The organism is Streptomyces sp. HNM0574 (assembly GCF_012726235.1).
In the GTDB taxonomy this organism is placed as follows: domain Bacteria; phylum Actinomycetota; class Actinomycetes; order Streptomycetales; family Streptomycetaceae; genus Streptomyces.
Genome location: NZ_JAASAH010000019.1, coordinates 80,261 through 96,866, shown reverse-complemented (window position 1 = coordinate 96,866; position 16,606 = coordinate 80,261). Strand labels below are relative to the sequence as shown.

Annotated in this window: 14 protein-coding genes; 11 read left to right on the top strand and 3 right to left on the bottom strand. The window is 73.6% G+C overall.

From position 1 onward, the window contains the following. Nucleotides 1-36 precede the first annotated feature (36 nt). The 3 genes from HCC30_RS25270 to HCC30_RS25260 all read left to right on the top strand — a co-directional run bounded on the left by HCC30_RS25270 (nt 37) and on the right by HCC30_RS25260 (nt 4,540). Nucleotides 37-1,032, top strand: a complete 996-nt coding sequence (locus tag HCC30_RS25270; RefSeq protein ID WP_169445086.1) for an NAD-dependent epimerase/dehydratase family protein — start codon at nt 37-39, stop codon at nt 1,030-1,032. A gap of 202 nt (nt 1,033-1,234) precedes the next feature. After that, entirely contained in the window at nt 1,235-2,227 is a 993-nt protein-coding gene (locus HCC30_RS25265; protein WP_169445085.1) for a phospholipase, read from the top strand. 258 nt (nt 2,228-2,485) lie between these two features. Continuing rightward, nucleotides 2,486-4,540: a phospholipase C, phosphocholine-specific gene (locus HCC30_RS25260; protein ID WP_169445084.1), complete on the top strand. Its 2,055-nt coding sequence runs from the start codon at nt 2,486-2,488 to the stop codon at nt 4,538-4,540. A gap of 31 nt (nt 4,541-4,571) precedes the next feature. On the opposite strand, the gene HCC30_RS25255 is transcribed toward HCC30_RS25260, so the two are convergent. Continuing rightward, a complete protein-coding gene (locus HCC30_RS25255) occupies nt 4,572-5,411 on the bottom strand; it encodes an NAD(P)-dependent oxidoreductase (protein ID WP_169445083.1) in 840 nt (279 codons plus the stop codon). Nucleotides 5,412-5,539: 128 nt separating this feature from the next. Here HCC30_RS25255 and HCC30_RS25250 point away from each other — a divergent pair, with 128 nt between their 5' ends. Further along, nucleotides 5,540-6,541, top strand: coding sequence for a phosphotransferase (locus tag HCC30_RS25250; protein WP_169445082.1), 1,002 nt, complete (start codon nt 5,540-5,542; stop codon nt 6,539-6,541). Between the two features lie 12 nt (nt 6,542-6,553). Here the strand turns inward: HCC30_RS25250 and HCC30_RS25245 are convergent, their stop codons facing one another. Then, entirely contained in the window at nt 6,554-7,339 is a 786-nt protein-coding gene (locus HCC30_RS25245) for a polysaccharide deacetylase family protein (protein ID WP_346776798.1), read from the bottom strand. Between the two features lie 152 nt (nt 7,340-7,491). On the opposite strand from HCC30_RS25245, the gene HCC30_RS25240 reads away from it, so the two are divergent. The 5 genes from HCC30_RS25240 (at nt 7,492) to HCC30_RS25220 (ending at nt 14,442) form a co-directional block, all read left to right on the top strand. Then, nucleotides 7,492-8,403, top strand: a complete 912-nt coding sequence (locus HCC30_RS25240) for a phenylalanine 4-monooxygenase (protein WP_240979869.1) — start codon at nt 7,492-7,494, stop codon at nt 8,401-8,403. 148 nt (nt 8,404-8,551) lie between these two features. Continuing rightward, a complete protein-coding gene (locus tag HCC30_RS25235; RefSeq protein ID WP_169445080.1) occupies nt 8,552-9,649 on the top strand; it encodes a hypothetical protein in 1,098 nt (365 codons plus the stop codon). A gap of 37 nt (nt 9,650-9,686) precedes the next feature. Beyond that, nucleotides 9,687-10,013, top strand: coding sequence for a hypothetical protein (locus HCC30_RS25230; RefSeq protein ID WP_169445079.1), 327 nt, complete (start codon nt 9,687-9,689; stop codon nt 10,011-10,013). 186 nt (nt 10,014-10,199) lie between these two features. Beyond that, on the top strand, nt 10,200-12,803 hold the full coding sequence (locus tag HCC30_RS25225) for a hypothetical protein (protein WP_169445078.1): 2,604 nt from the start codon (nt 10,200-10,202) through the stop codon (nt 12,801-12,803). Between the two features lie 100 nt (nt 12,804-12,903). Further along, nucleotides 12,904-14,442, top strand: coding sequence for an AMP-binding protein (locus HCC30_RS25220; protein WP_169445077.1), 1,539 nt, complete (start codon nt 12,904-12,906; stop codon nt 14,440-14,442). Between the two features lie 115 nt (nt 14,443-14,557). Here HCC30_RS25220 and HCC30_RS25215 read toward each other — a convergent pair whose 3' ends face one another. Continuing rightward, nucleotides 14,558-14,929 carry a cupin domain-containing protein gene (locus tag HCC30_RS25215; protein WP_169445076.1) on the bottom strand — a complete coding sequence of 124 codons (372 nt, stop codon included), beginning with the start codon at nt 14,927-14,929 and terminating at the stop codon, nt 14,558-14,560. 107 nt (nt 14,930-15,036) lie between these two features. Between HCC30_RS25215 and HCC30_RS25210 the strand changes: the two genes are divergently transcribed. Continuing rightward, on the top strand, nt 15,037-15,873 hold the full coding sequence (locus HCC30_RS25210; RefSeq protein ID WP_169445075.1) for an AraC family transcriptional regulator: 837 nt from the start codon (nt 15,037-15,039) through the stop codon (nt 15,871-15,873). Between the two features lie 132 nt (nt 15,874-16,005). Continuing rightward, nucleotides 16,006-16,548 carry a PH domain-containing protein gene (locus HCC30_RS25205; protein WP_169445074.1) on the top strand — a complete coding sequence of 181 codons (543 nt, stop codon included), beginning with the start codon at nt 16,006-16,008 and terminating at the stop codon, nt 16,546-16,548. Nucleotides 16,549-16,606 lie beyond the last annotated feature (58 nt).

Sequence of the window (16,606 nt, the reverse complement as noted above, 5' to 3'; positions counted from 1 at the left end):
CGCTCGCGCGGGCGCGTGCGGTGCTTCGCTGGACGGATGGACATCGTGGTGCTGGGCGGAACGGCGTGGGTGGGACGGGAGTTGGCACGGCAGGCGGGGGAGCGGGGGCACGCGGTGACCTGCCTCGCGCGGGGCGTGAGCGGGACGGTCGCCGACGGCGCCGCGCTGGTGGCCGCCGACCGGCGGGACCCCGCCGCGTACGCCCCGCTGCTGGGCCGCGACTGGGACGCGGTGTTCGAGGTGTCCTGGCAGCCCGGCTTCGTCCGCGGCGCCCTCGACGCGCTGGCCGCCAGGGCCCGGCACTGGACGTACGTCTCCTCGGGCAGCGCCTACGCCTCCCGGGACGCGGTGGGCGCGGACGAGTCCACCCCGCTGCTCGCCCCGACGGCCCTGGACGAGGTGGGCCGGGACCTGTACGGCGAGGCCAAGGCCGCCTGCGAACAGGCGTCGGCGGCCGCCGTGGGCGACCGGCTGCTGACCGCGCGCGCCGGGCTCATCGCCGGTCCCGGCGACCACACCGGACGTACCGGCTACTGGGTCGCCCGGGCCGCGCGCGATCCGCTGGGCCCGATGCTGGTCCCCGACGAACCGGACCTGCCGACCCAGGCCGTGGACGTACGGGACCTGTGCGCCTGGCTGCTGGACTCGGCCGAGGCGGGGCGGGCGGGCACCTACGACGCCGTCGGCCCGGTCGTCCCGTTCGGGGAGTGGGTCGAGCGGAGCCGTGCGGTGGGCGGCCACACCGGCCGGGTGGTCGCCGCGGACTCGGGGTGGCTGCGGGAGCGGGGCGTCGCCGCGTTCATGGGGCCCGGATCGCTGCCGATGTGGCTCGTCGAACCGGGCTGGGAGGGCTGGTCGGCCCGTACCGGGGCGGCGGCCCGGGCGGCGGGGCTGCGCCACCGGCCCCGGGACGGGCTGCTGGCGGACACCCTGGCCTGGGAGCGCGCACAGGGCCTGGACCGCGCCCGCCCGGCCGGACTCGACGCCGCACGCGAACGTGAACTCCTGGGTCTGCTGGGGGAGTTGGACTGAATGCCGGAGCCCGCGCGGCGGACCGCGATCCCGCCGCCCGCCCGTGCGCGGACCGCGACGGTTGATTACCCGTGGGTAACTTGACGTACGCTGCTGCGGGTCGCGGGGTCCGTCCCGCGACGGCCGGAGCACGGCCGCCGCGTGGCACGGGGCCGCGCGGCCGCCGCGGGCCGGTCCGGAAAACGGAAGGACGCATTCGTACATGCCCAGCGCACGTCGACTTCGCGGGACCCTGCTCCCCCTGACCCTGGCCGTCTGCGCCACCGCCCTGGTGGCCGGAACCGCCGACGCCGGGGAGACCGAGCCCGCGGAGAAGAAGACGTCCGACTCCACCCAGCAGCGTCCGACCTGGGCCATCGCGCACCGGGTCCTGACCACGGAGGGAGTGACCTCGGCGACGAAGCACGGGGCCAACGCCCTGGAGATCGACGCCACCGCCTGGAAGAAGGGCTGGTGGGCCGACCACGACGGCACCCTCACCAGCTACGGCGACACGATGGAGGACATGTTCGACCAGGTGGTGCGCGAGCACCGGAAGGGACGCCATGTCTCCTTCGTCTGGCTGGACATGAAGAACCCCGACTGGTGCGACAGCGACGACGCCAAGTGGCGCCAATGCTCCGTCGCCGCGCTCCGCGACATGGCGCGCAGCAAGCTGGAGCCCGAGGGTATCCGCGTGCTGTACGGCTTCTACGGGAGCGAGGGCGGCAGCGGCTGGAAGAAGACCATCGGTGAGCTGAACTCCAAGGAGGCCGTCAGCTTCAGCGGTTCCGACCAGGAGGTCCGCGAGGGCTTCGCGAAGCACGGCCCGGACATTCCCCGGAACCAGCGCGTCATGGACAACGGCCTGTTCAGCATGGCGCTGAAGTCCGACAGCATCCACAAGGAGCTCCGCTTCGCCGGCCAGGCCCGTGACCGCGGCGAACTGGCCCGCACCGTCGGCTGGACGGTCGGCAAGGGCGACCGGGAGCGCTCCGACGCCCTGCTGGACTCCTCCCGTTCGGGTGCCGACGTGGACGCGCTGATCTACGGCAACCGCATGTCCTGCTACCCGGACGGCGTCAGCGGCCCGAAGGGCTGCGGCACCAAGGACGGCGGTGTGCGCGAGGCGCTCTCGTACATCCAGGACTACGTGAAGGCCCACCCGGAGACCCGCCGCATGGCAGGACCGAAGGACATCCCCTTCGGCAGCTGACCTGCCGCGGCCGACGGACGGGGGCGCCCGGCGCGGGCGTCCCCGTCCGCGTATCCGGACTTGCGTTGTGCGCAGGTCAGGGCTGGAGAGTGGGCCTGTTCACAGTGTTCGGCCAGGCAGAGCGGGTATGCGGAGGTCGGCCGTCTCTCGGGAGTTCGCTGCTTGTTCAGACAGGTTGGCTTCCCCGGGGAGGGTCGGGGTGGCAGACTCCGACGGGCCCCGACGCATCCGCACTCCTCCCGTGAGGTCAGCAGGCACATGCCAGAACTCAACCGCCGCAGGTTCCTCCAGATCGCCGGTGCGACCGCCGGAAGCGCGGCGCTCACCGGCAGCATCCAGCGGGCCGCCGCCATCCCCGCCGCCCGCCGCACCGGCACCATCGAGGACGTCGAGCACATCGTCGTGCTGATGCAGGAGAACCGGTCCTTCGACCACTACTTCGGCTCGCTCAAGGGCGTCCGCGGCTTCGGCGACCCGCGGCCCGCCGCACCGGCCGGGGAGAAGGACGTCTGGCACCAGTCCGACGGCACGAAGGACGTGCTGCCCTTCCGGCCCGAGGCCGAGAACCTGGGCATGCAGTTCATCGCCGGGCTCAACCACGACTGGGCCGGCGGTCACGAGGCGTGGAACGAGGGGAAGTACGACCGGTGGATTCCGGCCAAGGGCACCGGAACCATGGCCTATCTGACCCGCGAGGACATCCCGTTCCACTACGCCCTCGCCGACGCGTTCACCGTCTGCGACGCGTACCACTGCTCGATGATCGGGGCCACCGACCCCAACCGCTACTACATGTGGTCCGGGCACGCGGGCAACGACGGCAGCGGCGGCGGGCCCGTGCTGGGCAACGAGGAGGCCGGGTACGGCTGGACGACCTACCCCGAGCGGCTGGAGCGGGCCGGGGTCTCCTGGAAGATCTACCAGGACATCGGCGACGGCCTCGACAAGGACGGCGGCTGGGGCTGGATCGAGGACGCCTACCGGGGCAACTACGGCGACAACTCGCTGCTCTGGTTCACCGCCTACCAGAACGCCGAGCCCGGCGACCCGCTCCACGACAAGGCCCGTACCGGCACCGACGCCAAGAACGGCGACACCCTCCTCGACGACCTCAGGGCCGACGTCAAGGCCGGAACCCTCCCGAAGATCTCCTGGATCGCGGCCCCCGAGGCGTTCACCGAGCACCCCAACTTCCCCGCGAACTACGGTGCCTGGTACGTCTCCCAGGTCCTCGACGCGCTCACCGCCGACCCCGAGGTGTGGGCGAAGACCGCACTGTTCCTCACCTACGACGAGAACGACGGCTACTTCGACCACGTCGTCCCGCCCTTCCCGCCGGCGGACGCCGACCGCGGCCGGTCCACCGTCGAGACCGAACTCGACTCCTACCGGGGCGGGGTCGCCGGGTACGAGCCGGGACCGTACGGTCTCGGCCAGCGCGTGCCCATGCTCGTCGTCTCGCCGTGGAGCACCGGCGGGTACGTGTGCTCCGAACTCTTCGACCACACCTCGATCCTGCGCTTCATGGAGCGCAGGTTCGGCGTGCACGAACCGCAGGTCTCGCCCTGGCGCAGGGCCATCTGCGGCGACCTCACCTCGGCCTTCGACTTCTCCCTCAAGGACACCGAACCGGCCTCCCTGCCCGCGACCGACGCGTACGAGCCGCCGGACCACGAGCGGCACGACGACTACGTCCCCGAGCCGCCGGCCGAACCCGCGCTGCCCCGCCAGGAGCGGGGCTCCCGGCCCACGCGTCCGCTGCCCTACGCGCCCGTGACCGACGGCGAACTCCAGGCGGGGGAAGGCCGGTTCGCGCTCACCTTCAGCGGCGGCCCGGAGGCCGGGGCGCACTTCCTCGTCACCGCGGCCGACCGCACCGACGGGCCCTGGACGTACACCACGCACGCGGGCGCCGAACTCTCCGACTCCTGGGACGCCTCCGACGGCGCCTACGCGCTGACGGTGCACGGGCCCAACGGCTTCCTGCGCACCTTCGAGGGCCCGGGCGGCACGGAGGGCCCCGAGGTCACGGCCCGTCACCTCGCGGACAGCGGCGACCTCGCGCTCACCCTCACGAACCGGGGCAAGGACGCCTGCCGCCTCACCGTGACCGACGCGTACGGCGGCCCGTCCCGCACGTACCCGGTGCGCCCCGGCGAGCGGCTGCACCGCACCCTCGGGCTCGGCGACAGCGAGCGCTGGTACGACCTGACCGTCACCACCGACACCGACGACGGCTGGCGCCGCCGCCTCGCGGGCCACGTCGAGACCGGCGGCCCGGGCGTGAGCGACCCGGCCCTCCGCACCGCCTGACGCGCGGCTCCCGGAGCCAACGGCCGTCCCCTCAGCGGCCGTTGGCCCCGGACCGGAGGTGCGGCAGCGTGAACCCGGGCAGCGCGAACCGCCCGCCCTGCGGCTCCCCGGGACCGGCCGCCTCGTCGGCGCCGTCGATCCGGGACGCGTACCCCTCGGCGTCGTCCAGAGGCGTGTACGCCAGGAAGTCCTCGGCGGTGGAGGAGTCCGCCTCCGTCGGGAGCCGCCAGAAGCGGCGGGTGTTGGCGGAGACGGCGTACACCGTGGCGAAGCGGGTGGAGGGCGGGGCGGTGAGGGCGGCGCGGCAGAAGCCGACGGCGTCCCGGGGGCTCAGCCAGGTCGCCAGGTGGCGCGGCTCGGAGGGCTCCTCCTCGAAGCTGCCGATCCGCAGACAGATCACCGACAGCCCGAACTTGTCCGCGTACAGCCGCCCCAGCGCCTCCAGCGCCGCCTTGCTCACCCCGTACAGGCCGTCCGGACGGACCGGGTCGCGCGGCGCGGTGCGGTGCGCGGCCGGGTAGCAGCCGGTGACGCGGTTGCTGCTGGCCAGGACGACGCGGGGAATCCCGGTGCGGCGGGCGGCCTCCAGGACGTGGTGGGTGCCCAGCACGTTGGCGTCGAGCAGTTCGTCCAGCGGCGCCTCGTCCGGGATCCCACCCAGGTGGAGCACCGTGTCGGCGCCCGCGAGCGCGGACTCGACGGCCGCCGCGTCGAGCAGGTCGACGGTGCGGACCACCTCGTTCGCGGCCTCGGCCCGCAGCGGGACCCGGTCGAGCAGCACCAGCCGTCCCGCCTCCCCGCGCAAGGCCTCGCGGACGGCCGAACCGACCTTCCCCGCGGCTCCGGTGACGACCACCGTTCCCAGCCCCACTGTGCCTCCCCGGTCCGAGCCCCTCCGTGCCGTGCCGGTCAGCGATCCTCTCCCACCGTCCGGCCCGGCGAACAGGCCCCGCGAAAAATGGTGCGCCGATACGCGTCACCGGATGGAACGATCGGGCCATGACCGATTCCGTGACCCCGGACCCGACCGCCCCCGAGCCCGTGACGTCCGACGCGTTGACGCCCGAGCAGCGTGCCCGGCGCACCGCGGCGGCCGTCGACGCGGCCGTCGCGGCCGGGCGCGGGCTCGGGCTGACCGTGACGGACGGGACGGTGCTGCACGACCTGTTCTCCGTCGTCGTCCACCTCGCGCCCGCCCCCGTCGTGGCCCGCATCCCCGTCGTCCTGCCGCCCGCCGCCGACCCCGCCGCGCTGGAGCGGCGCCAGCGGGCCGAGCTGGACGTGGCCCACTGGCTCGACGCGCAGGGCACCCCCGTGATCCCGCCCAGCCCCCTCGTGCCGAGGGAGCCGGTGCGGCGCGACGGCTTCGCCATGACGTTCTGGCAGCTCGTCGCCGAGGACCGGGACAAGGAACCCGACTACGCGGCCAACGCCGAGAGCACCGCCGCGCTGCACGCGGCCCTGCGCGACTACCCGGGCCCGCTGTCCTTCCTGTCCGCCGCCGAACCGGAGTTCGTCACCGACAGCCTCGCGCTGCTGGAGAAGCGCCCCGACCTCCTCGGCCCGGCCGACCTGGACCGCGCCCACCGCGAATGGCGGGTGCTGGAACCGCTCGTCCGCTCCCGCGCGGCCTTCGAGCGCGCCTTCCCCGGAGTCGGCCTCCAGCCCGTGCACGGCGACTCCCCGCCCGCGAACGTCTTCTCCGGCGTGGACGGCGACCGCTACTCCGACTTCGAACTCGTCACCCTGGGCCCCGTCGAGTGGGACCTGGCCGCCCTCGGCCCCGAGCTGGAGGCCGCCTACGACCGCGGCGCCCGGAACCAGGGCCTGCGCACCCTCGACGAGGACGTCCTGCGCTTCGTGAACGCCGTCGGCATGCTCCGCGTCGTCGCCACCCTCACCCTCGTCCCGCAACTCCCCGAACTGCACGGCTACTTGACGCCCGCGCTGGACGCCTGGCGGGCGATGCCCTTCGCCGGGGGCGTGGCACCGCGGGCGTGACGGCCGGGTACGTCAGCGCGCGGCCTTGCCCCGGGCGAGGTCGCCCAGGTCGGCGATCCGGTAGCCGCGGTCCCGTACGGCGTCGATGATCCGGGGGAGTGCGCGGGCGTCGAGTCCGCGCACCCCCTGGTCGCTGGTGCCGACGTGCAGCTGCACGATCTCGCCCGGGGTGAGCGCGTCCAGGGCCCGGCGGACGGCCTTGTCGACGGTCATGCCGCCCTCGGTCCCCAGATAGCCGTTGGTGTCGGCGGTGAACTCGATGTCCGCGAAGCCCAGTGCGTTGACGCGGGCGATGCCGCGCGGCGTGATGGCGCTGAAGGGGAAACGGAAGAACGGCAGCGGCCGGGTGCCCGTGGCCCGGCGGATCGCCCGGTCCGCGCGCAGCACCTGCTCCCTGGTCTCCGCCCGGGAGAGGCCGTCGAAGTGCGGATGGCTGTGGGAGTGGTTGCCGATGCCGTGCTCGGCGGCCATCGCCCGCGCCGCGCGGGGGTGCCGCTCGGCGAACTGCCCGGTCAGGAAGAAGGTGGCCGGTGCCTTCCGCTGCCGGAGCGTCCGCAGGACCTCCGGCACGTCCTCGGCGTCCCAGGCCGCGTTGAACGTCAGCGCGACCACCCGCCGTTCGGTCGGCATCCGCCGGACCTCCGCGCCGAACAGCCCCGACACGTCCCCCGGCGGCGCCGCGGCCCCCACCAGGGCCACCGCCACCAGCGCGCAGAGCAGCCGGGCCCACGGCCCCGGCGGCGCACCCGGGAGACGGCGGAGGAAGCGGAGGCGGCGGGCGGCGAGTGTACGGATCACGGCCGTCCAACGCCGCGCCCCGGCACCGGGATACGCGACCGTACGCCGCCCGTGCGAGGAGCCGTGCCGCATGCCGGAATCGCGGTGACCGTCCGGGTGGAGGCGGGCGCGGCAGCCGGGCGGGCCGGGGAGGGGAAGGCCAGGATCGGCACATGATCGATTGGATGAGCCTGACCCCGCTGGACCCCGGCAGCACCCGGTTCGGGCACTCCGGGGAGCACCCGGGGTTCGCCGACCGGGACTACGTCCGCCGCCGCGACGAGATCGCCGCGCGGGCCGAGGGCCACGCCGTCGGCGACCCCTCGCCCACGGTCACCTACACCGAGGACGAGCACGCCACCTGGCGCACCGTGCACCGCGCGCTGCGGCAGCCGCAGGACCGCTTCGCCTGCCGGGAGATCCTCCGGGCCCGCGCCGACGCACCCGTCCCCGCCGACGGCGTACCCCAGCACGAGGACGTCTCCGACCGGCTGGAGCGCCTGACCGGATTCCGCTTCACCCTCGCCGGCGGCATCGTGCCCAACAAGCGCTTCCTCGGCTCGATGGCCGACGGCCGCTTCCACGCGGTGCAGTACGTACGCCACCCCGCGATGCCGCTCTACACCCCCGAACCGGACGTCCTGCACGACGTGTTCGGGCACGGCATCCACCTCTCGGACCCGTTCTTCGCCGACCTGTACCGCACCGTGGGCCGGGCCGCCTCCCGCGTGGACTCGGCCGACGCCCTGGACCTGATCAGCCGCGTCTACTGGTTCACCCTCGAGTACGGCGTCGCCCTGGAGGACGGCGAACCGCGCGCGTACGGGGCCGCGCTGCTCTCCTCGTACGGGGAGCTCGGCCGGCTGTCCCGCGCGCAGATCAGGGAGTTCGACCTCGCGGAGATGGCGCGCCTGCCCTACCAGGTCAACGGCTATCAGCCGGTCCTGTTCTCGGTGGACTCGATGGACCGGCTCGCGGACACCCTGCACGGTTTCCTGGACGACTTCGACGAGACCACCAGGGACCGCCGCGGCCTGCCCGCACTGGCCGACCGCGGCTTCATGGGCCGCCCCGCCGACGCCTGACCACACGGCCGGGGCCCGCCCGCCCGGGCCCGTCACCCACGTCCCATGACGTCCCACCGGGACCGGATTCCCCGCAGGTCACAGCCGGGATGTCCCGTGATCTCCCAGACGGTGGCCGCTGCGGTGTGGGGTCCGGAGAGTGGGCCGCATGGGAAACGACATCGAGTTCGACCAGAGCGAGGCACGGAAGATCCTGCCCGCGCTGGACAACCTGGGCGGCGACACCCAGCAGGGCCGCTCGTACATCGACGGCTACATGTCCCTCACGTTCGCCGAGGAAGGCATCATCAACCGCCTGTCGGGCGGACACGAGGCCGTACGGACCGCCGTCGACGACCGGCTCGGCGAACTGCGCACCTATTTCGCGACCACCCTGAGCGAGAACTTCGACGCCACCTTCCGGCTCTACGAGACCAACGAGGCGGCCGAGGAGGCCACCTTGCGCACGCTGGAGGAGTTCTACCGCGCCGACGCCCGGATGGTCGCCGACCTGCGCAGATCCGACAGCGAACTCTGGGGGAGCGAGCCCGCCACCGGCCGCCGGGGACAGCCCTTCGCCCCGCCCGAGCAGCCGGACGGCCACTACACCCCCGTCTCCGTCGGCGGCGACGGCATCGAGGGCGTCCAGCAACCCCCGGGCGTGCTCGACTACTTCAGCTTCACCTTCTACGTCCGGTACGTCGTCGAGTTCGTGACCGGCCACGACCCGCTGGAGCTGATCGGGCGGCCGATCGCGGGGGACTGGGACCAGTTCGTCCTGATCTCCAAGGCGCTGCGGAACCTCGCGGACGGCCTCCGCGCCGTCGTCACCAATCTGGTCGCGCACGTCGACCAGCTGGAGGCGGTCTGGGACGGCAACGCGTACATGGCCTGCAACCTCGCCGTGCACAACGCCGCCAAGGAGATCCAGGACGGCATGGTGCAGCCCCTGGAGGACGCCGCCGACCTGTACGAGGAGGCCGCCGCCGCGGCGCACCAGACGTACCAGGACCTCGCGCCCGCCATCTCCGCCGTCATCGACATCGCCACCGGCATCGGCCTGGTGAAGGCGCTGCTGAGCGGCGCGTCCAAGGCGTCGGCGCGGCTGCTCGGCGAGAAGGTCGACTGGATCGCCGCGCGCACGTCCGAGTTCCAGGCCGCGGTGCAGGCGGCCAACTCCGGGCTGGAGAGCGTCAGTCGGGAGTTCACCGAGCTCAAGGCCGCCGACTCCGTACCGCCGGTGCTGGCCGAGTACCAGAGCCGCTGAACCCCGCGTCCACCCCCGACGGAACGAGGCACCACCCGTGCGACACGACGAAGAGACCGACCGGATCCTCGCTCAGCTGGCGGCCCGCCTGCGCGACAGCGGACGCGCCGAGGCCCGCGAGATCGGCGAGGCCGTCGAGCAGGGCATCTACACCTTCGGCGAGATCGCGTCCAGCTCCGGATACGCGGAGGTCATGGAGGAGACCCTGCGCGGCCTGGAGGGCCTGACCCCCGAGGACTTCCTCGACGAGGAGGACGGGCCGGACGCCGGAACCACCGGGCCGCCCGCCGGAACCACCGCTCCGGACGCCCCAGCCACCGGCCCCCGCCCCGGCTTCGGCACCGGGATCGGGCCCAGGCCGTGAGGGCGCCCGGCGGCCCGGCGCGGTGAAGCGGGGCGGAACGCCGTCCTCCGCGCGAGGGGGCGGTACCGGTTCGGGGAAGCCCCTCCCGGGGCCGGGCGCCGGGACCTATGGTGACGTCCGCAACTGGTGCCGCACGAACGGCAGTTGACCGCGCGAGGCCCGGCCCGCGCACACGGGGAGGCAGTGGTGCAGGAATTTCCCGGATGGAGCCACCGCACGGACTTCGTCGAGGCGTTCCGCTCGGCGGTGCGGACCAGACGCCGGAGCGCCAAGCGGGTGCCCAAGCACCCTCCCGTCGCGCTGCGCACCCGGCCGGAACACGGGGCGCAGGCCCTGGCGGCCCTGCGCGAGGGCCTGTTGCGGTACTCCAAGACGCGCGGCGTCGTCTCCTGCGTCCCGCACGCCTTCGTCCCCGCACCGCCCGCCACGCGCGAGGAACTGCTCGCCGAGATCGCCGCACAGCTGCGCGCCAAGGGACCGCAGGAGATGGGCAGACTGCGGCTGCCCGCCTACGACCTCGTGACCCACAGCGCCGCCCGCGCCGACGACGGCGAACCCCCGCTCCCCGCCGAGGTCCACGCGCGGATCAGGCCCGGCGCCGAGAGCGGGACGCCGGGCGGGAACGCGGAGGGCGGGACCGTCAGCGCCGGCATCCTCACCGTCCCGCTCGCCCCGCTCGTCCAGCTGGCCCGCAGGATTCCGCGCCACCTGTGGGAGTGGCGCTGGACGTTCCGGCTCTCCCGCCTCCGCCGCTACCGGACGCTGTGGCCCGAGGACCACGAGGGGGAACGCACCTGCCGGGCCGCCGTCCGCAGCTTCGCCGGGACCCGCGGGCAGGGCCCGGACGCCTGGGACGCGCTGGTCCTCACCGCGCTCATGATCGACCTCAACGGCTACGCCCGCCAGGGAGTTCTGCACCCGGGCCGGCGCCGCCGCCGTCCCCGGAGCGTGCTGCTGCTCGACGGCGGCGGGCCGGGCGCCGACGTGGTCACCGCCTTCCTCGCGCTCTACGACGAACGGCACCGCGAGTGCCCCAACCCCGCCACCGTCGTCGTCGCCGCGCTCCCGCCCGAACCCGGCACCGAGCCGGGCCCCGAGGGCCTGTCGGCGGCGGCCCGGCGGCTGCGGACCGACCGCCGCGAGGCCGCCGGCACCTTCGCGGTGACGCTGCCGCCGCCCGTCGCCTCGACCATGGAAGTGCGCTCCGTGTGGCGGCCGTTGCTCCGCATGCGCCCCGCCACCGAACTGTTCCTGGAGGGCGCCGCGCTGCTGGCCGCACTCTGGCTGCTGGGCACCCTCTCGTTCCTGCCGTTCGTCGGCCCGGGACCGCTGCACGAGGACGACGACCGCTGCATCGACGGCACCCGGGTGCGGCAGGGCGGCGGCCGCGCCGGGGACCTCCAGGAGCAGCACGAGCAGGCGCTCGACCTGATCCGCGAACGCAGCGCGTACGCCGAACGCAAGGGCGAGAAGGAGCGCACCGTCACCCTCGGCCTGATCCACTCCAGGCCCCCGGGCAACGAGCACGAGGTGCGCTCCGGCGGCTCGATACCCGAACTGCGCGGCGTGGCCATCGCGTTGAAGGAACTCAACGAACGGGCCTCCAGGGACGACCACGGGATCTGGGTCCGGATCAGGATGTACGAGGCGGGCGTCGAGTACCGGGACGCCGAGGAGGCCGCACGGAAGATCGCGCGGGAGGCGGACCGGGAGCGGCTGATCGGGGTCACCGGGTTCACCGAGAGCCGCACCGAGACGCTGGAGGCGCTGAAGATCCTCGACCGGGCCCGGATCCCCGTCGTCACCACCTCCGCCTCGGCGAACGCGCTGGAGATCGGCCTCGGCTACCACGGCATGGCGCCCAACAACGCCCGCGAGGCCGAGGTGACCGCCTCCTTCCTCCAGCACGCCAACACCGTCCGCACCGGCGGGCGCACCTGCGCACCCGCCACGGACGTCGCCGTCGTCACCGACCCCGCCGACGTCTACAGCAACGAACTCGGCAAGGAGTTCCTGCGGCAGAAGCCGTTCACCGGCTCCGGGGCCAGGATCGGCTTCACGCCGGGCGACCGCGCCGGCGGGACCGCGGGCGAGCCGGGCCTCGAACGGGTCTGGGACATCCAGGGGCTGGCGAACGCCGTCTGCGACCGGGTCAGCAGGAACGACCGCACCCTGGTGTACTGGACGTCCCGCTCCCGGGAGTTCAAGGCCTTCCTCGACGAGTACCGGATCGGCGACTGCGCCAACCAGGACCTCAGCGTCATGGGCGGCAACGAACTCACCAACACGGCCCTGAGCGGCGGCTACGCCGAGTACCCGTGGCTCCACCTCTTCCACACCGCGCACACCCTCCCGGTCGGCCACCCGGACCGGAACTCCACGGCCCAGGCGTACAACAAGCGGTACGCCGAGGAGTTCCGCGAGGACGACCTGTGGGTCAACGACGGGCACGCCGCGCTCTCCCGCGACGCGGTCCACGTCTTCGCCGAGGCCGCGAGCGAGGCCCACGCGACGGGCGTCGAGCTGGACCGCCGGAACGTGCACCAGTACGTCGCCAACGGCACCTTCGGGATGGAAGGGGCGAGCGGCGCCGTCGACTTCCCCGAGCGCGCACCCCGCCCCGAGAACAAGCTGCTGACCGTCCTCCACCACGAGGGCGACACCTCGTCCGTCGTCCTGATGTGCGGCAAGTCCGGCAACAACATCGACGCGGGACGGGAGTGGACCCAGGGAGACGACACCTACCCGTGCCCCGAGGACGGCAGCGGGGCCCGGGACGGCTCGGACTGAACCACCCGCCGGCCACCGCCCGTTACGCTGACCCCGTCCGTGCCGGCCCCGGCGGTGCCGGGGCCCGCGCCCGCAGCACGGTGCCAAGGAGCGCACTCGCATGACCGACGGCCCCACGCCCGCGTTCGTCCCCTACACCCAGACCCTGCTCGACGCGCTCGCCGCCGCACCGGACCGGCCCGTCGTCACCGCCGCCGACGGACGGCGGCTCACCGGCGGCGAGCTGTGCGCACGCACCCACCGGCTCGCCGCCGAACTCGCCGCCCGCGGCTTCGGCCCCGGCACCACCGTCTGCCTGCTCACCGGCAACACCCCCGAGGCGCTGACCGCCCGCTACGCCGCGCACCACGCGGGCGCCCGCGTCGTCCACCTCTACGAGGGCATGGCGCCCGCCGTGCTCGCCCGCATCGCCGAGAGCGTCGAGACCACCCTCGTCCTCGTCGACCCCACCCGGCACGGGACGGCGGCGGAACTCCTGCCGCTGCTCGACGGGCCCGCCGTGCTCGGCCTCGGCTCCGGCCGCTTCGGCGAGGACGTCGTCGCCGCGGCCGGCCGGCGCGAGCCCGTCCCGTTCCCGTCCCCCGTCGGCCCCGAGGACGACCTCGGCATCCAGCACACCGGCGGAACCACCGGAATCCCCAAGGGAATCCGCACCGTCCACGGCCCCTACAGCCGCGGCGTCGCCATCCCCGTCGCCGAGGCGGGCGACCCGCCGCGCTACCTCGCCTGCACCCCGCTCGCCCGCCTCTCCGGTTTCCTCACCGACAAGGCCCTGCTGCGCGGCGGCTCCGTCGTCCTCCAGCTCACCTTCGACCCCGGCGAGGTGCTCGCCGCCGTCGCCCGCGAACGCGTCACCCACATCTGGCTCCTGCCGCCCCTGCTCCACCGGCTCCTCGACCACCCCGCACTCGCGTCCACGGACCTGAGCAGCCTCACCCGCATCACCTACGGCGGCTCACCCGCCTCCGCCGCCCGGCTCCGCCAGGCCGCCGAGGTCTTCGGCCCGATCCTGTACGGCTGGTACGCGCAGAGCGAGGTGCCCGCGATCTCCGAGGCGGCCCCGCACGAGCACTCCGTCACCGGGCACGACGGCCGCGTCACCGTCGGCCGCCCGCTGCCCTGGCTGGAGGTCGCCGTCCGCGACGAGGCCGGCCGGACCCTCCCGCCCGGCGAGGAGGGCGAGATCGAGGTGCGCTCACCGGTCGTCATGCCCGGCTACTGGAAACAGCCCGAACTCACCGCCCAGGTCCTGCGCGACGGCTGGCTGCGCACCGGCGACCTCGGCTACCTCGACGCCGACGGCTACCTCTTCGTAGTCGGCCGGCGCCGCAACGTCATCGTCGTCGTGGGCGGCCACGTCCACCCCACCGAGGTGGAGGAACTCCTCCTGGCCCACCCGTCCGTCGCCCAGTGCGCCGTCTTCGGCGTACGGGACACCGACGAGACCGAACACGTCCACGCCGCCGTCGTCCCCACTCCCGGCCACCACCCCACCCTCGAAGACCTCCGCCCCTTCGTCACCGCCCGCCAGGGCCCCCTCTACGCCCCCGAAACCCTCCACCTCCTGCCCGACCTCCCCCTCACCTCGGCCGGCAAGCCGGACACCGAACACCTCCGCACGACCCTGACGGGGACGTGAGGGGCTCACCACCGCACTGCCGAAGTCCCGGCCGCACGACGGCGTAAGGCGCCGGCACGGCGGGCTTCGGCACCGACCCCCGGACCCGCTGGCCCGGGAGGCCGGCGCCCGCCCGTCAGCCGAGGATTTCGGCCGCCTTCGTCAACGGGCCTCCCGCGTCACCGGTGTTGAGCGTCCCCGCCGGTTCGAACAGCAGGACCGAGGTCTCCTCGTCCGCCACCGGACAGTGCTCGACCCCGCGCGGAACCACGAACAGCTCACCGGTCTCCAGCACCACATCGGCATCCCTGAGCCGGATGGTCAGCCGCCCGTCGAGGACGAGGAACAGCTCGTCGGTGTCCTCGTGGGTGTGCCAGACGAACTCCCCCTTCAGCTTGGCCAGTTTGACCTCGTAGTCGTTCAGCGCGGCCACCGTCTTCTGCGACCACAGCTCGTCGAACCGCGACAGCCGCTCGGCGAGATTGACCGGAACAACGGACTCGGACATACGGGTTCGCCCCTTTCTCAGGCCGGCGAGGAAGCACCCTTCCGGCTCCCCGCCCGGCACCACGAGCCTGCCGCGGCCGGACTCCGCCGGTCTTGTACGTTCCTCGCATGGCGACCGCAGACCGGCCCCGCACGTCCGTCAGCGCCTGGAGACCACCGGTCCCCGGCATCGCCGAGGTCTTCCACGCGCACTTCACCGACCACGCGTACCCGGCCCACACCCACGACACCTGGGACCTGATGATCCTCGACGGCGGCACCGTCGACTTCGCACTCGACCGCAGACGTCACGGAGCGACCGGCACCACCGCCGTCCTCCTGCTGCCACCGGGCGTCCCGCACGACGGCCGGACCGTCACCCCGTCCGGCTTCCGCAAACGCAACCTCTATCTCGACGACACCGTGCTCCCGGAGCGGCTGGCCGGCCGCGCCGTGGAGGCCCCGGTCCTCGACGACGGGCCGCTGCGCCGCCGCATCCACCAGCTGCACGCCGCCCTCGCTCATCCCGGTGACGGTCTCGAGGCCGAGTCCCGCCTCGCCTTCATCCGCGAACGGCTCCACACCCACCTCGCCGCGCTCCGGCCCCGCGCACCGGGCCGGGAGGCGGGCCGGCTCGCCGCCGAGCTGCGGGAGCTGCTCGACTCACGTATCCGCACCGGCATCTCCCTGCGCGAGGCCGCGAGCACCCTCCACGCCCACCCCACCCACCTGATCCGCTGCTTCACCCGCGCCTACGGCCTGCCACCGCACACCTACCTCACCGGCCGGCGCATCGGCCGGGCCCGCCGCCTCCTCCTCGACGGCCACCGCCCCGCCGAGGTCGCCACCACCGTCGGCTTCCACGACCAGTCCCACCTCACCCGCCACTTCACCCGCCACGTCGGCACCACCCCGGCCCGCTACCTCCGCCCACCTGCCGGGTTCGACGGGGGTTTCGGGGGGTGAGGCAGCCGGTGTCCCGGGCGGAGCTGCGTTCCCACGGGCGAGGGGCGAAGATGGCGGTGTCCCTGGTCTCCGGGCTGCCGCCCCGTACGGGGCTCGTGACCGCGGGCCGGGCCAAGGTTGCGAGGTGCTCTGATGGCCAGGATCCATGTGCGTCCCGACATCGACGCGGCTGCTGAACGCCTGAGCCAGACGATCGGCGCGAAACGCGAGATCACGCACCTCCCCGAAGTGCTCTGGGAAGGGGAGGACGTCGAGCTGCTCGCCACGGGCGCGTACGGGGCCGGCGTGGGGCTGTTGGCCATGACCGACCGGCGGCTGATCTTCCTCAAGCACGGTGTGATGTCGCAGCGGTTGGAGGACTTCCCGTATTCCAGGATTTCCTCCGTGCAGTGGCACAGCGGGCCGGTCACCGGAACCCTGACCGTTTTCGCGTCGGGCAACAAGGCGGACATCACCGGTGTGCCGAAGGCGGACGGCAAGGCGCTGTCCGACCGGCTACGCATGGTGATCGCGCAGGGAGGCGCTGCGGCCAAGTCCCCGGAGACACCGGCGAGTCCGGTCACCGGCGGTGACATCGCGGAGCGGCTGAACACTCTCGACCAGCTGCGCGCCGCAGGCGCGATCACGGACGCGGAGTACCGGGAGCGGCGCGCCCGCATCCTCGACAACGTCTAGGCACCGAGCCGTGCGGCGAGGACGCCCCCGACCACCCCTCCCACAGGTCGGTAGGGTG